The organism is Streptomyces sp. NPDC002276 (genome assembly GCF_053891435.1).
The window spans coordinates 12355-33058 of sequence record NZ_JBSFCQ010000004.1 but is presented as its reverse complement, the minus strand read 5'-3'; the positions used below and the strand labels follow the sequence as shown (position 1 = coordinate 33058).

Annotated in this window: 6 protein-coding genes; all 6 read right to left on the bottom strand. The window is 66.4% G+C overall.

Translation table 11 applies throughout. The annotated features are described in order from the left end of the window. Positions 1-40: 40 nt before the first annotated feature. Positions 41-1330 carry a condensation domain-containing protein gene (locus ACWIHT_RS12180; RefSeq protein ID WP_456167137.1) on the bottom strand — a complete coding sequence of 430 codons (1290 nt, stop codon included), beginning with the start codon at positions 1328-1330 and terminating at the stop codon, positions 41-43. Continuing rightward, complete coding sequence (gene sbnA / locus ACWIHT_RS12175; RefSeq protein WP_456167135.1) at positions 1327-2325, bottom strand: 2,3-diaminopropionate biosynthesis protein SbnA; 999 nt, start codon at positions 2323-2325, stop codon at positions 1327-1329. The genes ACWIHT_RS12180 and sbnA overlap by 4 nt, the downstream gene beginning before the upstream one ends. Positions 2326-2340: 15 nt before the next feature. Beyond that, the gene (sbnB, locus tag ACWIHT_RS12170) at positions 2341-3402 is read right to left on the bottom strand and encodes a 2,3-diaminopropionate biosynthesis protein SbnB (protein ID WP_456167133.1); all 1062 of its coding nucleotides are present in this window, start codon (positions 3400-3402) and stop codon (positions 2341-2343) included. Between the two features lie 16 nt (positions 3403-3418). Next, on the bottom strand, positions 3419-6838 hold the full coding sequence (locus ACWIHT_RS12165; RefSeq protein WP_456167131.1) for an amino acid adenylation domain-containing protein: 3420 nt from the start codon (positions 6836-6838) through the stop codon (positions 3419-3421). 279 nt (positions 6839-7117) lie between these two features. Continuing rightward, entirely contained in the window at positions 7118-7336 is a 219-nt protein-coding gene (locus ACWIHT_RS12160) for an MbtH family protein (protein ID WP_456167129.1), read from the bottom strand. 65 nt (positions 7337-7401) lie between these two features. Continuing rightward, positions 7402-20679 (bottom strand): amino acid adenylation domain-containing protein, encoded by a 13278-nt coding sequence (locus tag ACWIHT_RS12155; protein ID WP_456167127.1) that lies wholly within the window; start codon positions 20677-20679, stop codon positions 7402-7404. Positions 20680-20704: the final 25 nt, after the last annotated feature.

Here is a 20704-nt window from a genome sequence, read left to right as displayed (position 1 = left end):
AATCGGAGTATCGCGGCCCATTCTCGTTGGGGCGACCGGTTCACGGAGCGATTGGACCGGTCTCCGCCCATTCCCTTACCGATCGGATCAGCGTCACGAAGTCGCTCACGTGGGTCGCCAGTTCCTCCTTGGTGTACAGCGCGACGTTGCCGTCGATGGCTATCGGCATTCCCTCGGCGGGCCCGCGGTTGTAGACGTTGAACGCCATGTCCTCCATCGGTCCCGCGTTCAGGTTGTGGAGCACGGCCGGGGCGCCCGCGTAGTCCCCCGGGTAGTCGAAGGACATGATGTTGACGTCCGGGCCGAACTGTCGTCGCCCGGCTGTGAGCCCCGGCAGTTCCCGGGCCAGCCTCTCCATCGGGTAGCGCTGATGGCTCAGCGCCTCCCTCACTCCTTCCGCGGTCTGCCGGGCCAGGGCCACGAAGTCCATGTCCGGTGTCAGAGTGAGCCGCAAGGGCACGGTGTTGGTCACCATCGACGGGATCTCGCGGAGCACGGGGTCCTTGCGATTGCTCACCGGCAGGCCGAGCGCGAGTTGCCTCACCCCGCTTGCCCGGTGCAGATGTACGGCCACCGTCGCGATGACGAGCGCCGGCCAGGGAACATCCAGGCGCCCGGCAACGGACCGGAGGACGGCGACATCCTCGGGTTCGAGACGGCCGCTCGCTCGGACCGATTCGGCGCTCGGCGCAGGCCGCCACGAGGTGAGGCTCGCGAAGCCGGACAGCCCTGCCAGTTTCGCCCGCCAGAACTCACCGTCGTCGCGAAACGCGTCGGACTCCTGGTAGGCCTTGTCCGCCTCGACGACCCTTCGCAGGTCGGCCGGGAAATGCGACCGATGCCGAGTCCCGGTCATCAGCGCCGCATAGACGGCGGCGACGCGTGAGGCGAACAGAGCGTGTGCGAATCCGTCCACGACGATGTGATGCGTGGAGCGGTACCAGAGCCAGAGCTCAGGGGCGATCTTGATCAGTGCGCAGGACGCGAGAGGGCCCTTGGCCAGGTCGTACTCCTTTCTCAGGTCCCCGGCGATCCAGTCTTCCGCCGAGGCCCGGGGATCCGCGGTGTCGCTCATGTCGAGCACGTGCACCGGAATCTCGACCGCCTCGTCGATGAACTGGCACAGCCCCTCGTCACCGATGTCGAACCGGGCCCGGAGCGCGGGGGTGGTGGCCACCACCTGCTGGATCGCCCGCTCGAAGAGGACGGGGTTGACGGCTCCGGCGATCTCGCAGTACTCCTGGAACGCGAAGGACCTGTCGGCGGAGTTCAGTTGCTGAGCGACCCACACCCCGGTCTGCGCGGAGGTCAGGGCGAGCTGTTCGGTCACGGTCGGCCTCCGATCGGGTCCAGGTCCGCGCCGGCCGAGGAGGCGGTCATCGCGTCGCCGTAGGCCTCCTTGATCCACGACTCCTGATAGAGCGTGCCCAGATAGCGCTCCCCGAGGTCCGGAGAGATCGCCACGGCGGTGGCCTCCGAGTCCGGGCGGTGTGCGGCAAGCCAGCGTTCCGCCCCGGCCACGACTGTGCCGGTCGATCCGCCGAAGAGAAATCCCGTCGAGGCGAGCCGATGGCAGGTGCGCACCGTCTCGGTCTCGGGCACCATCACCACGTCGTCGACGTAGGAGAGGTCCAGCAGCTCCGGCCGCACCCCCGCGCCCAGTCCCGGGATCATCCGCGTCCGAGCGGGACCGCCGAAGGTCACCGAACCGACCGTGTCCACGGCCACGACGGTCACCGGGCGTCCGGATTCCTTGAAGTACCTGGCGCACCCCATCAGTGTGCCCGTGGTGCCGGCACCCACGAACAGGACGTCGAGGTCGGGGAATTGGCGGTCGATGGCCGGTGCCGTGGTGCGCTGGTGAGCGATCCAGTTGAACGCGTTCGTGTACTGGTTCAGCCATACGTAGCGGGTGTCGGACGCGCACAGTCGGCGGACATGCTCAAGGCGGGCGGCGAGGAAGCCCGTTCCCGCGCGGGGCTGTTCCACCATGACGACCTCGGCGCCCAGCGCCCGCATCATCTGCCGGGTAGCGAGGTTGCAGCGGCTGTCCGTCACGCACAGGAACCGGTATCCCTTGTCGGCGGCGATCAGGCTCAAGGCCACACCGAGATTCCCCGAGGAGGACTCCACCAGAATGGAGTCGGGGCCGAGCACGCCCGATTCCTCGGCCTGTTCGACCATGGCCGCCGCTGCCTTGAGTTTGATGGAACCGGCGAAGTTGAACCCCTCGCACTTCAGATACAGCGGGCTGCCGAGCGCCGGACGCAGGTCGACGTAGAGGTCGTCCGCGTTGAATTCCTGGGGGGATGTGATCACGGGCACGACTGTCCCCTCTCCTCACGCACGTTCGCCGCCCGCGTTCTGCCGCCCGTAACGGTCGATGTCGTAGAAGAAGTCGGGCACGACCGCGAGTTCGCCGCGTTCCCTGAGCTGGTCGTGGATGTGCTTGCCCACCGCCAGGTCGAGCACGCCCAGCCCGAAGGGCGAGAAGACGACCGGGCGGTCCTCGGGCAAGGTCGATCGACCGGACATCAGATCGAAGAGGGTGCCGTCGATGAAGGACCGGTGCCCCACCGACTGCTCGGCCAGATGCACCGAGGTGTTCGCCTTGAGGCAGTGCTCCACGTCGTCCACGACGTTGGCGGAAGAGAGCACGATCTCCGGTGAGAGGTCCCGGAGCGAGACGTGGAGCACGATCGGGTTGTGCGAGAACCAGCCCGGCTCGGTGACGTGTGGTTCCCCGGCGATCGTGGCGAACACCGTCAGGTCGCTCGACCGGATCAGCTGTTCAGCGGTCTCGTGCACGGTGACCCGAGCGCCGTCACCGCTGCCTTCGACATAGGTGCTGAAGGCCTTCGCGCTGTCCGGGTCCAGATCGTGGACGCCCAGCTCGTCGAACTCCCATCCCGCGCCCCGTAGATAGGTGTGGATGTACCTCGCGATGAGCCCCGTACCGAAGAAGCCGACGCGACGCGGACGCCCCTGGGGCCGTTCTCGGGTGAGCCAGTCGGCCGCCAGCGCGGCGGAGGCCGCCGTACGTGTGGCGCTGATGATGGAACTCTCCATGCAGGCGATCGGATAGCCGGTCCGGGGGTCGTTGAGGATCAGTACGGCGGAGGCGCGGGGGATGCCTGCCTGGACGTTCCCCGGAAAGCTGGATATCCACTTCATGCCGTCGACCTGGGTCTGCCCGCCGATCGAGGCGGGCAGCGCGATGATTCTCGACGAGGGCCGGTCGGGGAAGCGAAGGAAGTACGAGGGAGGATTGACCGAGTCACCCTCACCGTGGACCCGGTACGCGTCTTCGATCAAGGAGATGATCTGCCGTTCCTGCCCGGCGACGGCTCGATGGACCTGGGCGCCGGTGACGACGGAGAAAGGGGGGATCTGCGGGTGCATGACGAAGGGGCTCCGTTCAGAGAGTGGGTGAGCAGTCGGACAGCCGGACCGGGGTGCCGAGGACCATGCCGATCTCACGCCGCCCCGAGTACGGCTCACGGCTGTGGGCCATGCGGATGTTGTCGACCAGTAGGACGTCGCCCGCATGCCAGGGCTCGCGCAGAGTGGTCTTCTCGTACACCTCGTTGATGGCCCGCACGGTGTCCGCGTCGATGGGAGACCCGTCCCCGTAGCTCGTGTTGAACGGCAGTCCGTCCAAGCCGAACTGCCCGACGAGGTACTCGCGGATGGCCGGCTCCATGGTCCACTCATTGAGGAACGCGATCTGGTTGAACCAGACTTGGCGCCCGGTCAAGGGGTGTGTGATGACCGCGGAGCGGCGCTGGACGGTCCGGAGCCCTCCGTCCTCCTGCCATGCGAAACCGGTCGCGTTCGCCCGGCAGTACGCCTCCGCCGCGGCACGGTCCGCGGCGCCCAGTGACTCCGACCACGGGACGCCCACCAGGTCGTTGTACGAGCGGGTCAGTGACCAGCCCAGTTCGGTGAAGCGTTCGACGACGGCTCGGGGCAGGGCGGAGAGGACGGCCTGCGCGTCCGCGAGCCCGGTGATGCCGCCGTCCGCCGGTGGAGTGAAGCAGCCGATCGTGAGCAGTCGGGGAAACTCAAGGCCGTAGCTCAACTCGTGATGCATGCACATCACTTGGTCGGGCGGCCACTCCAGAGACGACATCACCGGGCCGCCGAGGGGACGCCGACGGGCGAACGCCTCCGTCGCCGGCACGATCGCCCCGGACATCGGCTCGGCGACCTGGGCGAGGGCGCCCGCGTCGTGCACGCCGAGACCACGTATCAGGACGGCTCCATGAGTCAGCAACGCCGCTTCCAGCGCGCTGCGGTGTTCGACGGTCCAGGCCCGGAGCCGGTCCTCCGCCACGGCTTCCGTGACGCGGAGGATCGGCGGCTTGCCCGGATGCAGATCGAGGCCGAGTTCGTCGGACACGTGGCGTTCCGCGCCGTGTGCAGCCTCCGTGGAGGGCGCCGTCGACACGACACCCCTCGACGTGTGGGACTGGGTCGTTCCCCCGTGCTCCGCACCCTGCTGAGGCTGCCGGTCCATGACCTCGGCCAGCTCGGCCAGCACCGGGTGCCCGACGATTTCGGCGAGTGCCAGCGACCCACCGGTGGCGGCCCCGAGGCGCACGGCCGACAGTGACGTGCCTCCGGCATCGAAGAAGTGCCGGCTCCGGGTTATCTCCCCGATCGGGATGCCCAATACCTGGGCCCACAGCGCGGCGAGGTGCTTTTCCGTCGCCGTCCGTGGCATGCCATCAGCGGTCCCGGACGGAGCGGTGAGACCAGTGACGGCTCTTTCACCGGCGTCGCGGACGAGGGCCTTCTTGTCGATCTTCCCGTTGCCGGTCAGCGGCAGAGCGGACCGGTGGTGGAAGACCCGGGGGACCATGTACGGGGGAAGCGCGTCACCCAGGAACTCCCGTAGGCCGGCCGGGTCCAACGCGGACTCCCCGGCGTAGAAGGCGACAAGGTGCTTCTCGCCGTCGGGGCCTTCCAGCACGACGACGCTGGAATCCCGTACGCCGGGAACGCGAAGCAGATGGTTCTCGATCTCACCGATCTCGATCCGGAACCCTCTGATCTTCGTCTGTGCGTCCCGCCTGCCGAGGAACTCCAGGGTGCCCTGCGGCAGCCACCTGCCGATGTCGCCGGAGCGGTAGAGCCGCCGACCGGGGCGGTGGGGATCCGTCCCGAACACGGCGGCGGTCCGTTCCGGGTCGTTGATGTAGCCCCGGCCCACGCACACCCCGGAGAAGACGATCTCTCCGGGAGCACCGAGTGGGACCGGTTGAAGCTGCTCGTCGACCACGTACACATGGACGTTCCTGATCGCTGAACCGAGAGGAACGCGTTCGAGGTCCGGAACGCGGTCCATGACCTCGTGATTGGTGTCGTCCGAGGTCTCGGTCAGGCCATAGGCGTTCATCAGCTTGATGCCGGGGAAGGCCGTGAACCAGCGCTCGACCAATTCCTTCTTGAGCGCTTCACCGGTCGCGGAGACGACACGCAGCCGTCCCAGGCCGCGCGGCTGCTCCTCAAGGTGAGTGAGGATCACCTCCAGATACGACGGGACGACTTGGAGCACCTCGACGCCGCCGTCGACCACCACGTCGAGGTACCGGCGGACGTCCAGGATCTCCTTCTGCCCGATGATGTGGGTCCGCGCGCCCACCAGCAGCCCACTGACCAACTGCCAGAGCGAGATGTCGAAGCACTGGGGCGCGGTCTGGGCCACCGTCTGGCCGGGGCCCAGCTCCAAGTCCTCGATCTTGGCGAGCAGATGGTTGAGCATGCCCGCGTGCTCGCACATCGCACCCTTCGGTTCGCCCGTCGAACCGGAGGTGAAGTAGATGTAGGCGAGCTGGCCCGCGCCGACGGGAACACCGGGGTCGCTCTCCTGGTACGACGGCGCGGCATCGCCCTCCCCGCCCTCCGCGAGCAGGTCGGCGATCAGGAGGCGGTGCGACTCGGGCGACGAGGACGGCTCGGGCAACCGGGAGGCCGAACCGAACTCGGTGAGCACGAAACGGCAGTTGCTGCGGCGGAGCATGGCGGCGATGCGCTGGTCGGGGAAGTGGGGTTCCACCGGCAGGTAGACGCCGCCGGCCTTGAAGACGCCGAGTACCGCGGCCATCCATTCGAGGTCTCTCTCGGTGACCACAGCCACCACGTCCTCAGCCGCCAGGCCATGGGCGAGCAACGCGTGGGCGATGCGGTTCGCGCGACGGTTCAGCTTGTCGTACGTCCACTCCGTGCCGGCGTGCACAGCGGCGATTCGGTGGGGGTGCTCACGCACCTTCTCCTCGAACAACTCGTGCATCCGACGGTCCGGGAGATCACGGCGCGGTCCGGCCATCCCGTCGAGTTGCTGGGCCAGTTCCTCGGAGGAGAGGAGGCTCTGGCGCTGATGCTCGGCCGAGCCGTCGGCGGCCATGCACTTCAGGGAAGTGAGCAGGTAACCGGCGATCCGACGTGCGTAGGCCATGTCCAGGACATCGCTCCGGCCCTGTACGCGCAATCGCGTCCCGTCCGGCACCGCCGCGAAGCTGATGCGGAGCACGACGGCTTCCGAGAGCATCGGCTGCGCGGGCTGGTCGTGTGAAGCGGGCGCGGTGTTCCCGGCCAGGCCGGAGAGATCGAGAACGACCTCGTAAGCGGGCTTTGCCGCAAGGACGACGGGTGTTGTCGCCGAACGCGTTGCCTGCCTTGCCGCGTGCTGGGCATGCAGCGCCAGCGTCGACCAAGCTCCTTCATCGACGCGCAGTGCGCATGGGACGGGGCCGTCGCCGCCAGGGGCGACGTACCCCGTCAGAACGGACCGCTCACCTGTGAGCAGGGCGAGCACCTTCGCGTGCGCCGCCAACAACAAGGAGTCGATCGGTACGTCCAGGCGCTCGGCGAGGGCACGAAGTTGTGCCGTCGTTTCGGTGGGGATTGAGCACGCGTATTCGGTCGTCGTATCTGCACCGGCATGACAATCCTCGGAACGCCATCGCGGAATTGTAAAGACAACACCGGATTCACTGGATTCATGTGCGTGGAATGCTGTGGGTGTACCCATCTTCTCCGTACCTTCGGCGCGGGGCATCCAAGGGGCTCTCCGCCGAGAGCCCCTTGGGAAATGCATTTGGCAGGGTGTACCTCAGCCCTCGGCGACGGCCATGGCCTTCACCAGGCTGGCCGGCCGCATGTCCGTCCAGTTCTCTTCCACGTACGCGAGGCACGCCTCCCGACTGTCCGCGGCCTTCACCACACGCCAACCGTCCGGCACTTCGGCGAACTCGGGCCACAGCGAGTGCTGCCCCTCGTCGTTGACGAGTACGACGTAGACGCCCTCGGGATTCTCAAAAGGATTCGTCATAATTCTTCCTCATTCGTGTTCGCGTATGGACAACTGCCTGGCGGGAGTGGCTCCCTCGCCAGGATTTAGGGGGTCTTGCCGTTCGGCCGCGCCATACGACGCAGTGCCGGACGCATTTCCTTCGGCTTCTCGGGTGCCGTGGCCAGGTAGTCGGCCAGCCCCGCCACGGTCGGGAACTCGAACACCTTGCCGATGGACACTTCCACTTCCAGCTCGCCGCGAATGCGGCTGGTGAGCCGGGTGGCGAGGAGCGAGTGTCCGCCGAGGTCGAAGAAGTTGTCGTCGATGCCGACTTGGTCGATGCCGAGTATTTCGGCGAAGAGTGTGGCGAGGGTTTTTTCTTGGGGGGTTTGGGGGTGGCGGGTCTTTGTGGTGGGCAGGTGGTCGGGTTTGGGGAGTGCCTTGCGGTCGAGTTTCGCGTTGGGTGTGAGCGGCAGCCGGTGGAGAGCCATGATCGCCGAGGGGACCATGTAATCGGGCAGGTGATGGGTGAGGTATTCACGGGCCGCTTTGACCACCGTGCCGATACCGCGGGCAGCGGCCGGGGTGTTGGTGTCCGTGCCGCTGGTGGCACGGGGCGCGTAGACGCCGGAAAGAGGTGCGGTTCCCGTCATGGTCACGGGAAGGACGACGGCGTCGAAGAGTTCTACGGCCTGGGGTGACCAGGTGGTGATGACGCGTCGGTGGTGTCGAGCCCCGAGTGCGACCAGCTCGTCCGGGTCGACGCCCGCCTTCAACGGAGCATCGAGCCCGTCGAGTTGACGCTCCGCGGCGATATCGGCCATCAGGCGGGCGTTGGGGATTCCCGTTACGCGTACGGGCCCGTTCACACTGTCGAAAAGCTCGGCCAGATCGGTATCCGGCTCCCACGGGAGAAGGCTTGCGTTCGCGAGGTCGATGACGTCACGGGTGTTCTTGTGAAGGACGACTTCATAGCGGTGGCGGGTCAGCTCGTTGTGGTACTCACCCTGCTTGAGCCGGATATCGACCGCGGTGACACGCTCATCGTGTTCGGCGAAATGCGTGAAGTACTCGGGGGCGACGACGAGTTCTTTTTCGAGCATGACGGCACGGTCCACGAGAGTGGGGGTCGCCGTTCCGCGGTTTCGGTGGACCGCCGCATGCAGGGCACGCAGCGTTCCACCGTTGCGAACGTCACCGATGACGATGCGACCGCCCGGAGCAAGCAGATCTAGAGCCCCGTCGATGACCCGGGCGAGATAGGCACGGTCAGGGAAATACTGGATGACCGAGTTGATCAGTACCGTGTCGAAGTGGCCGGCTGGCAGCCCCTCGAAGGTGTCAGCAGGACGGCAGCGCAGTTGGATCCGGTCGGCGAGACCGGCCTTTTCGGCTTCGCCCCGCAGCCGCTCGATGACCGCGCTGGAGAGGTCGGTTCCCCAGTACTCCTGAGTATGAGGGGCGAGGTGCGCCATCAACAGGCCTGATCCCACACCGATTTCAAGAACGCGTTCCGGGCTCAGTGCACGCACCTGGTCCACTGCCGCGTCCCGCCAGGCCCGCATTTCCTCCAACGGAATCGGCTCACCGGTATAGGAGCTGTCCCACCCGGAGAAGTCCTCGCCGAAGGCAGCCCCGGCAACTCCCGACCCGGCTCCGGCGTAGACGGAATCGTAGATCTCCCGCCACTCCGCCACTTGATTGCCCTGGATGTCACCGATCGTTTCGGTGTCTGCTGCCGCAGCCGCTTCCAGATCGGGAACGATATAAGCGACCAGACGCTGATCACCAGGCTCGTCCTCACGCACCAGCACAGCTGCCTGACGCACTCCCGCACATTCGGACAGACGGGATTCCACCTCGCCCGGCTCCACCCGGAAGCCCCGCAACTTCACTTGCTCATCGGCACGCCCGACGAACTCCAACTGCCCGTCACTACGCCAGCGCACCAGATCGCCGGTACGGTACATGCGCTCACCCGCCGCGAACGGACACGCGACGAAGCGTTCAGCCGTCAGGGCGGCACGGCCCGCATAGCCTCGCGCCAGGCCCGCTCCCGACACGTACAGTTCACCGGCGACCCCCACAGGGGTCGGCTCCAGCGCCGCGTCCAACACGAACACCCGAGTGTTCGCCACCGCGGTACCGATCGGAAACGTACCGCCCGAAGCCCCTTCGCTCAGCGTGACGCACACGGTGGACTCGGTCGGTCCGTAGGCGTTCGCCACGCGCCGGGACGGCATCGACCATCGCTTCGCCAATTCGGGCGGCACCGCCTCGGCGCCAAGTACCAGGCATTCCAAAGCAGTGAGCCTCTCAGCATCACTCACCGGAATCGTTGCGACCACCGATGGTGGAATAAGCGCGTGCGTCACGCCCTCGGTGGCCAGCAATTCCCCGAGAGCATCGCCCGTCAGGTCCTTCCCATCGGGTATGACGAGTGTGGCGCCGTTTGTGAACGCCATCACCAACTCCCACACCGCCGCATCGAAACTCGGCGACGCGAACTGCAACACCCGACTACCGGCACTCACCCCGAGCCGCTCCGCCTGACTGTGCGCCAGACTCGCCACACCCCGATGTGAAACCACCACACCCTTCGGAACCCCAGTGGACCCCGACGTATAAATCACATACGCCGAAGACCCCAGCCCCACCCGCACACCCAAATCCCCATCCGAAAACCCCGACAGATCCCGGGCAAGAACCGCCTCATCCAGCACAACCACCGGAGCCGCATCCGCCAGCATGAAATCCCGGCGCTCCACCGGATACTCCGGATCCACCGGAACAAACGCACCCCCCGCCTTCAACACAGCGAGAACCGCCACCACCATCTCCACCGAACGCGACAGCAGAACCCCCACCAACCGCTCCGGCCCCACCCCCCGAGAAACCAACCACCGCGCCAGCCGATTCGCCCGACCGTTCAACTCCCCATACGTCAACGACCCAATCCCACACTCCACAGCAACCGCCCCAGGAAACCGCCCCACCGACTCCTCGAACAGCTCGACCAAACCCCCCTCCCGAACCGCTACAACCGAACCACTCCACACCCCCACAAGCCGATCACGCTCAACACCGGACACCACCCCCAAACGCCCCAACACCACCAACGGATCCACCACAACCTGCTCCAACAACCCCGCCCAACGCGCCAAAAAACCCTCAACCGACACACCATCGAAAAGATCGGTCGAATACTCGACGGTTCCAGCGATCCCGTGGTCCCCGGGCCGCTCGGCAAGGCTGAACAGCATGTCGAAACGCGACCTGCCGATCCCGACTTCCTCGGGCCGGACGCGGAGGCCGGGGAGGTCGAAGTCTCCCTGGGCGGTGTTCTGGAGGACGAGCGCGACTTGGAAGAGGGGGTGGTGGCTGGTGGTGCGGTGCGGGTTGAGGAGTTCGACAAGGTGCTCGAAGGGAACGTCCTGGTGCGCGTACGCGGCAAGACTGGCTTCGCGCACACGGTGCAGGAGCTCCTCGAAGGTGGGATCCCCCGACGTGTCCGTACGCAGAACGAAAGTGTTGACGAAGAGACCCACGAGATCGTCGAGCGCCTCATCGGTACGTCCGGCCAGCCCACTCCCCAGGGGAATGTCGTGGCCGGCGCCAAGCCGAGTCAGCAGCGCCGCCATTCCCGCTTGCAGCACCATGAACACCGTGCTGCCCGACCGCTGCGCCAGCCGTATCAGCCCCTGATGGAGTTCGGGGCTCAGCTCGAATTCGAGATGGGTGCCCTTGTAGGTGGCGACGGTCGGTCGAGGACGGTCGGTGGGGAAGGTCACCAACTCCGGCAGGCCGGTCAACTGCCGCCGCCAGTAATCGATCTGCTGGATATAGGGGCTTTCCGGATCGGACTCGTCCCCCAGCAGCTCACGCTGCCACAGGGTGTAGTCGACGTACTGGACCGGCAGAGCACACCATCGCGGAGAGCTACGCTGCGCACGTGCCGCGTAGGCGGCGACCAGGTCGCGGGCCAACGGGGCCATCGACCAGCCGTCCGCCGCGATGTGGTGGAGCAACAGCAGCAGGACGCTCTCGCCCTTGCTCACCTCGAACAGCCAGACGCGAACGGGCACTTCGGTGGAGAGATCGAAGCCATAACGGGCCGCTTCCTCCAACTCGGCCGAAAGCTCGTCCGCGGCGACCACGCGGTGCTCCCACACGAAATTCCGGTCCGTGGTGCTGTCCAGCACCACTTGGCACGGCTCGCCTCCGACTTCGGTGAAGACGGTGCGCAGCGACTCATGACGTTCCACCACGTCACGCAGCGCCGCGTGCAGCGCATGCGGATCCACCGAGCCGCTGAGGTGGAAGGCCAGGGGCATGTTGTACGTCGCCGTCCGGCCCTCCAGCTTGTGCAGGAACCAAAGGCGGCGCTGGGCGAACGAGAGAGGAACCACCTCTGGGCGTGGCATCGGTACCAACGCCTTGCGGGTCTGGCCGCCGTTCGTGAGGCGAATCGCCAGTTCGGCCACAGTGGGCGCCTCGAATACCGCCGCAATCTGGACTTCCACCCCGAGCGTGCTTCGAATCCGGCTTACCAAGCGCGTGATGAGGAGGGAGTGTCCGCCGAGGTCGAAGAAGTTGTCGTCGATGCCGACTTGGTCGATGCCGAGTATTTCTGCGAAGAGTGTGGCGAGGGTTTGTTCTTGGGGGGTGCGGGGGTGGCGGGTCTTTGTGGTGGGCAGGTGGTCGGGTTTGGGGAGTGCCTTGCGGTCGAGTTTCGCGTTGGGTGTGAGCGGCAGCCGGTGGAGAGCCATGATCGCCGAGGGGACCATGTAATCGGGCAGATGGTGGGTGAGATATTCACGGGCCGCTTTGACCACTGTGCCGATACCGCGGGCAGCGGCCGGGGTGTTGGTGTCCGTGCCGCTGGTGGCACGGGGCGCGTAGACGCCGGAGAGAGGTGCGGTTCCCGTCATGGTCACGGGAAGGACGACGGCATCGAAGAGTTCTACGGAGTGGGATGACCAGGTGGTGATAACGCGTCGGTGGTGTCGAGCCCCGAGTGCGACCAGCTCGTCCGGGTCGACGCCCGCCCTCAACGGAGCATCGAGCCCGTCGAGTTGACGCTCCGCGGCGACATCGGCCATCAGGCGCGCGTTGGGGATCCCCGTTACGCGCACGGGCCCGTTCACACTGCCGAGAAGCTCGGCCAGATCAGTGTCCGGCTCCCACGGGAGAAGGCTTGCGTTCGCGAGGTCGATCACGTCGGGGGTGCTCTTGTGAAAGACGACTTCATAGCGGTGGCGGGTCAGCTCGTTGTGATACTCACCCTGCTTGATCCGGATATCGACCGCAGTGACACGCTCATCGTGCTCGGCGAAATGCGCGAAGTACTCAGGGGCAACGACGAGTTCCTTTTCGAGCATGACGGCACGGTCCACAAGAGTAGGAGTCGCCGTTCCGCGGTATTGGTGGACGGCCGCATGCAGCGCACGCAGCGTTCCACCGTTGCGGACGTCACCGATGACGACGCGACCGCCCGGAGCAAGCAGATCCAGAGCCCCGTCGATGACCCGGGTGAGATAGGCACGGTCAGGGAAATACTGGATGACCGAATTGATCAGCACCGTGTCGAAATGGCCGGCCGGCAGCCCCTCGAAGGCATCCGCGGGCCGACAGCGCAGCTGGACCCGGTCAGCAAGACCCGCCTCTTCGACTTCACCGCGCAGCCGCTCGATGACCGCACTGGAGAAATCAGTACCCCAGTACTCCCGCATGTGAGGAGCGAGATGAGCCATCAACAGGCCTGAACCCACACCGATTTCGAGAACGCGTTCCGCACCCAGCCCACGAACCTGGTCCACAGCCGCATCCCGCCAAGCCCGCATTTCCTCCAACGGAATCGGCTCACCGGTATAAGAACTGTCCCACCCGGAGAAGTCCTCACCGAAGGCGAACCCACCGGCTCCCGTGTAAACGGAGTCGTAGATCTCTCGCCACTCCGCCACTTGATTGCCCTGGATGTCACCGATCGTTTCGGTGTCTGCTGCCGCAGCCGCTTCCAGATCGGGAACGATATAGGCGACCAGACGCTGATCACCAGGCTCGTCCTCGCGCACCAGCACAGCAGCCTGACGCACTCCCGCACATTCGGACAGACGGGATTCCACCTCGCCCGGCTCCACCCGGAAACCGCGCAACTTCACTTGCTCATCGGCACGCCCGACGAACTCCAACTGCCCGTCACTACGCCAGCGCACCAGATCGCCCGTACGGTACATGCGCTCACCCGCCGCGAACGGACACGCGACGAAGCGTTCAGCCGTCAACGCCTGACGCCCCAGATAGCCCCGAGCCACCTGAACACCGGCGACGTACAATTCGCCGACCACGCCCACCGGAACCGGCTCCAGCAGCGCGTCCAACACGAATACCCGCGTATTCCAAGTGGGTCGGCCGATGGGGACCGCGGAGCCTACGCCTCTCTCCGTGACTCGCTGCCAGGTGGAGGAAGCGACCTGGATGGTCATCTCGGTCGGGCCGTACAGATTGGAGAGTTCGCTCCCCCAGGAATCGGCTATTGCTGCCGCGAGATCAGTGCGGAGTACCTCGCCGCTGGACCAGATGCGGCTGACGCGGTGCGTCGCGGGAGGATGGGGCAGGTTCGCCAGCAGAGAGGGCGGGAACTGGGCGACGGTGACGCCGTTCTCCGCGATGTACGAGGTAAGCCTTTGCGGATCGCGGATGACATCGCCGGGCGCCACACAGACCGCGGCCCCGGACAGCAGCGGGTACCAGATCTCCAGCCCCACCGAGTCGAACCGCACCGAGGTCCGGAACAGCACCACGTCGTCCGCGCCCACAGGGTGAGCCGACCGCATCCACTGAAGGTTGTTGGCCATGCCTCGGTGCTCGACCACGACGCCCTTGGGTCGGCCGGAGGATCCCGAGGTGTAGATGACGTAGAACGCGTTGCCCGGCGTCAGGGCGGCCGTGCGCTCGTCCGCCGACAGATCGGTCGTGGGCTGTCCGGCGATGACGGCGCTTGTCTCCTCGTCGTCGATGACCACGCACGGCACGCCCTGGCCCGAGGCGATCAGACGGCTCTTGGCCGAGACGATGGCCACCACCGGGCGCGCATCGAGCAGCATGGTGCGCAGGCGCTCGCTCGGATCGTCAGGGTCCAACGGAAGATACGCGCCACCGGCCTTGATCACCGCGAGCAACGCGACGATCGTGTCGGCTGAGCGCGCTAGCGCCACCGCCACCACGCTTTCGGGGCCGACGCCCAAACCGACCAGGTGACGAGACAACTGGTTCGCCCGGCCGTGCAGTTCGGCGTACGTGAGCGTGGTGTTCGCGAAGAGCACGGCGGCCGCGTCGGGGGTGCGCCGGACCTGTGCTTCGAGCAGGCCGACCATCGTGTCCGGGCGCACTTCGGTCTCGGCGCCGTTCCACTCCGTCAGCACCTGCTGTCGCTCGACGGCCGTCAGCAGACCGAGCAGGCCGATCGGCTGGTCCGGAGCGCTCAGTACTTGGTCGATGAGACGTGTCCACCGATCGAAGATCTGCTCGATGGTGGACCGGTGGAAGAGGTCGGTGGAGTACTCGACCTCAGCCTCGATGCCGGCCGGGGCCCCGGCGGCGGTGAAGCGCTCCGTGAGGGAGAAGAGCATGTCGAAGCGTGACCTGCCGGTCCCGACTTCCTTGGGCCGGACGCGGAGGCCGGGGAGGTCGAAGTCTCCCTGGGCGGTGTTCTGGAGGACGAGCGCGACTTGGAAGAGGGGGTGGTGGCTGGTGGTGCGGTGCGGGTTGAGGAGTTCGACAAGGTGCTCGAAGGGAACGTCCTGGTGCGCGTACGCGGCAAGGCTCGTTTCGCGCACACGGTGCAGGAGTTCCTCGAAGGTGGGATCCCCCGACGTGTCCGTACGCAGGACGAAAGTGTTGACGAAGAGACCGACGAGATCGTCGAGTGCCTCATCGGTGCGACCGGCGACCCCACTGCCCAGAGGGATGTCGTGGCCGGCGCCAAGCCGAGTCAGCAGCGCCGCCATTCCCGCCTGGAGCACCATGAACACCGTGCTGCCCGACCGCTGCGCCAACTCCACCATGCGACGGTGGAGTTGACCGTCCACCCTGAACTTGGCGGTTGTCCCTGCGTACGAGGCGACCGCGGGCCGCGCCCGGTCGGTGGGGAAGCTCACCAGTTCCGGCATGTCGTGCAACTGCCGCGTCCAGTAGTCGATCTGCCGCCGGAAGAGGCTGTCCGGGTCGCTCTCCTCTCCGAGCAGGTCGCGCTGCCACAGGGTGTAGTCCACGTACTGGACGGAGAGTTCCGTCCACTGAGGGGCGGTTTCCTGGGACCGGGCGGTGTATGCCGTGACCACGTCTCGGGCCAACGGGCCCATCGACCAGCCGTCGGCCGCGATGTGATGCAACAGCAGCAGCAGGACGCTCTCGCCGTCGTTCACCTCGAAGAGCCAAGCGCGCACCGGTATTTCGGTGGAGAGGTCGAAGCCGTGGCGTGCCGCCTCTTCGAGCGCCGGTGCGAGTTCTGACTCGGCGACCGTGCGGTGCTCCCAGCCGAAGTCCGCCTTAGTGACGTCCAGCACCCGCTGATACGGCCGGCCGTCGATCTCCGGGAAGACCGTGCGCAGCGACTCATGCCGGCCAAGGACGTCTCGCAGCGCGCCGTGCAACGCCTCGGAGTCCAGGGCCCCCGTCAGGCGGAAGGCCAAGGGCATGTTGTACGTGGCCGAACGGCCCTCCAGCTTGTGCAGGAACCACAGTCGCCGCTGGGCGAACGAGAGGGGGATGAGGTTGGGGCGCTCAACTGCGGTGAGTGCCGCGCGGGTTCGACTGCCCTGGTTCACCCGCTGCGCGAGCCCCGCAACGGTAGGCGTCTCGAAGACGTCCCTGACCTGAAGTTCAGCGCCGAGAACGCTGCGGATGCGGCTGGTGAGCCGGGTGGCGAGGAGGGAATGCCCCCCGAGGTCGAAGAAGCTGTCGCCGATGCCGACCTGGTCGATGCCGAGGACTTCCGCGAAGAGCGTGGACAGCACCTGTTCCTCGGCGGTGCGCGGGCCGCGACGGTCGATGCCGATCGCGTGGTCGGGCATCGGCAGCGCTCTGCGGTCGAGCTTTCCGTTCGGTGTACGCGGCAGTCTGCCCAGTGCCACAACCGCCGAGGGCACCATGTAGTCGGGCAGGTGCTCGATCAGGCGTCGGCGTACCGCCTCCACGACCGCTCCGATACCGCGGGCGGTGCGCGGACTGTTCGTCCGGGGGCCGGACGTGGCGTGCGGCAGGTAAGTCCCGGACAGCGCTACGGCGTCGGCGCTCGGCGGGAGGACGACGGCGTCGAAGAGTTCTACGGAGTGGGATGACCAGGTGGTGATGACGCGTCGGTGGTGTCGAGCCCCGAGTGCGACCAGCTCGTCCGGGTCTACGCCCGCCCTCAACGGAGCATCGAGCCCGTCGAGTTGACGCTCCGCGGCGATATCCGTCATCAGGCGTGCGTTGGGGATTCCCGTTACGCGTACGGGCCCGTCCACGCTGCCGAGAAGTTCGGCCAGATCGGTGTCCGGCTCCCACGGGAGATGGTGTGCGTTCGCGAGGTCGATGACGTCACGGGTGCTCTTGTGAAGAACGACTTCATAGCGGTGGCGGGTCAGCTCGTTGTGATACTCACCCTGCTTGAGCCGGATATCGACCCCGGTGACACACTCATCGTGTTCGGCGAAATACGTGAAGTACTCGGGGGCGACGACGAGTTCCTTTTCGAGCATGACGGCACGGTCCACGAGAGTCGGGGTCGCCGTTCCGCGGTATTGGTGGACGGCCGCATGCAGGGCACGCAGCGTTCCACCGTTGCGGACATCACCGATGACGACACGACCGCCCGGAGCAAGCAGATCCAGAGCCCCGTCGATAACCCGGGTGAGATAGGCACGGTCGGGGAAATACTGGATGACCGAGTTGATCAGCACCGTGTCGAAGTGGCCGGCCGGCAGCCCCTCGAAGGCGTCAGCAGGCCGGCAGCGCAGCTGGACCCGGTCAGCAAGACCCGCCTCTTCGACTTCGCCCCGCAGCCGCTCGATGACCGCACTGGAGAAATCAGTACCCCAGTACTCCCGGACGTGGGGAGCCAGGTGCGCCATCAACAGGCCTGAACCCACACCGATTTCGAGAACGCGTTCCGCACCCAGCCCACGAACCTGGTCCACAGCCGCGTCCCGCCAAGCCCGCATTTCCTCCAACGGAATCGGCTCACCGGTATAAGAACTGTCCCACCCGGAGAAGTCCTCACCGAAGGCGAACCCACCGGCTCCCGTGTAAACGGAGTCGTAAAGCTCCTGCCACTCCTCCACCTGGGCGTTCTCATCGGCCGGGGCGTCTTCGGTCACCGTCTGGTCCGGCACCACATAGGCCACCAGGCGCTGGTCGCCGAGTGTGTCCTCGCGTACCACCACGGCCGCTTGGCGTACCCCCGGGTCGGCGGTCAGGAGTGCTTCCACCTCGCCGGGCTCCACTCGGAAGCCGCGCAACTTCACTTGCTCGTCGGCACGCCCGACGAACTCCAACTGCCCGTCACCGCGCCAGCGCACCAGATCGCCAGTGCGGTACATGCGCTCACCCGCCGCGAACGGACACGCGACGAAGCGTTCAGCCGTCAGGGCGGCACGGCCCGCATAGCCTCGCGCCAGGCCCGCTCCCGACACGTACAGCTCGCCGACGACCCCCACAGGGGACGGCTCAAGGCCTGAATCCAGTACGTAGACGCGTGAGTTGGTCACCGCAGTGCCGATGGGAACGACTGTGTCCGTGGTTCCTTCGCCCATCGACACGCACACAGTCGATTCGGTCGGACCGTACGCGTTGACGACCTGACGGCCCGTCGCCGACCATCGCGTCACCAACTCGGGCGAGACGGCTTCGCCCGCCAGAACCACCGATCGCAGGAGCGGCAACGCGGATTCAGCCCCCGCGGGCAGCGTGCCCAGGACCGACGGCGGCAGCGTCACGTGTGTGATGCGCCGGCCTTCCAGCGTTCCTCGCAGGTCCTCTCCGGCCAGACGCGTGTCCTCAGGTATGACGAGTGTGGCGCCGTTCGAGAAGGCCATCACCAACTCCCACACCGCCGCATCGAAACTCGGCGACGCGAACTGCAACACCCGACTCCCGGCACTCACCCCGAGCCGCTCCGCCTGACTGTGCGCCAGACTCGCCACACCCCGATGTGAAACCACCACACCCTTCGGAACCCCAGTAGACCCAGACGTATAAATCACATACGCCGCAGACCCCAGCCCCACCCGCACACCCAAATCCCCATCCGAAAACCCCGACAGATCCTGGGCAAGAACCGCCTCATCCAGCACAACCACCGGAGCCGCATCCGCCAGCATGAAATCCCGGCGCTCCACCGGATAATCCGGATCCACCGGAACAAACGCACCCCCCGCCTTCAACACAGCGAGAACCGCCACCACCATCTCCACCGAACGCGACAGCAGAACCCCCACCAACCGCTCCGGCCCCACCCCCCGAGAAACCAACCACCGCGCCAGCCGATTCGCCCGACCGTTCAACTCCCCATACGTCAACGACCCCAGCCCACACTCCACAGCAACCGCCCCAGGAAACCGCCCCACCGACTCCTCGAACAGCTCGACCAAACCCCCCTCCCGAACCTCGACAGCCGAACCACTCCACACCCCCACAAGCCGATCACGCTCAACACCGGACACCACCCCCAAACGCCCCAACACCACCAACGGATCCACCACAACCTGCTCCAACAACCCCACCCAACGCGCCAAAAAACCCTCAACCGACACACCATCAAAAAGATCGGTCGAATACTCGGCGTGGATTTGGATGCCTTCCGGATCACCTGATGCGCCGTGCCGCTCGTACATTTCGATCAGTACGTCGAACCGTGAGGTGCCGGTGCCGATGAATTCGCTCCGCACTTGGAGGTCCGGTAGGCGGAACTCCTCCCGCGGGACGTTCTGCATCACCATCGCCACTTGGAAGAGGGGGTGGTGGCTGGTGGTGCGGTGCGGGTTGAGGAGTTCGACAAGGTGCTCGAAGGGAACGTCCTGGTGCGCGTACGCGGCAAGGCTCGTTTCGCGCACACGGTGCAGGAGTTCCTCGAAGGTGGGATCCCCCGACGTGTCCGTACGCAGGACGAAAGTGTTGACGAAGAGACCGACGAGATCGTCGAGTGCCTCATCGGTACGTCCGGCGACCCCACTGCCCAGGGGAATGTCGTGGCCGGCGCCAAGCCGAGTCAGAAGCGCCGCCATCCCCGCCTGGAGCACCATGAACACCGTGCTGCCCGACCGCTGCGCCAACTCCACCATGCGCTGGTGGAGTTGACCGTCCAAGCGAAGGTCGAGGCGGGCGCCCTCGTAGGTGGGCGCCGCGGTCCGGGGGCGGTCGGTGGGGAAGGTGACCTCGGAGGGGAGGTTCCGCAGAGTCTCCTGCCAGAAGGAGAGTTGCCGCGCGTAGTCGCTCTCGGGGTCCGACTCGTCGCCCAGGCGCTCACGCTGCCACAGGGTGTAGTCCGCGTACTGGACGGAAAGTTCGGACCACTCGGGGGCGTGGCCTTCGGTGCGAGCGGCGTACGACTTCATGACGTCCATGGCCAGCGGGGCCATCGACCAGCCGTCGGCCGCGATGTGGTGGAGCAACAGCAGCAGCGTGGCCTCGTCGGGCCCCGTGTGGAACAGCTTGGCCCGGAGGGGAGTTTCGGTCGCCAGGTCGAAGCCGTGGCGTGCCGCCTCACGCAGCGCCCGGGGCAGTTCGGGGACGGATATCCGCTGGTGCTCCCAGTGGAATTCCGCCTTCGCCGGCTCCAGCACGAGCTGGTACGGCTCCCCTTCGACCTCGGGGAAGACGGTGCGCAGCGACTCGTGCCGGGCGATCACGTCGCGCAGGGCGGCGTGCAGTGCGGTGGCGTCGACGGTGCCCGACATGCGCAGCGCCAGCGGCACGTTGTACGTGGCGGAGCGGCCTTCCAGTTTGTGCAGGAACCACAGCCGGCGCTGGGCGAAGGAGAGGGGCACCTTGGCGGGACGGGTCACCGGCACCAGTGCATGGGCCGTGTCTCCCGCCGCGCCGTTCGAGCCACCACGGAGCCGCGCGGCGAGAGCGGCCGCCGTCGATGCCTCGAAGATGTCCTTGATCTGCAACGTGACGCCGAACTCGCCGCGGATCCGGACGAGCAGCCGGATCGCCGACAGCGAATGGCCGCCGAGTTCGAAGAGATCGTCGTGCGGACCGACCTCCGGCACATTCAGGACCTCGGCGATCAGACCGCGCAGTACCTGCTCGTCCGTGCGGTTCGACTGCTCGCCCTCGCCAGGATTGTGCGGGGTGGGGTTCGACGGAGACGCCTTGGTGTCCAACTTCTTGCTCACTCTCCTGAAAGTGCCGGTGCCGTTG

Excerpts from the sequence above, each read along its gene's own strand:
- sbnB (WP_456167133.1), bottom strand. The coding sequence starts at position 3,402 with ATGCACCCGCAGATCCCCCCTTTCTCCGTCGTCACCGGCGCCCAGGTC.
- ACWIHT_RS12160 (WP_456167129.1), bottom strand. The coding sequence starts at position 7,336 with ATGACGAATCCTTTTGAGAATCCCGAGGGCGTCTACGTCGTACTCGTC.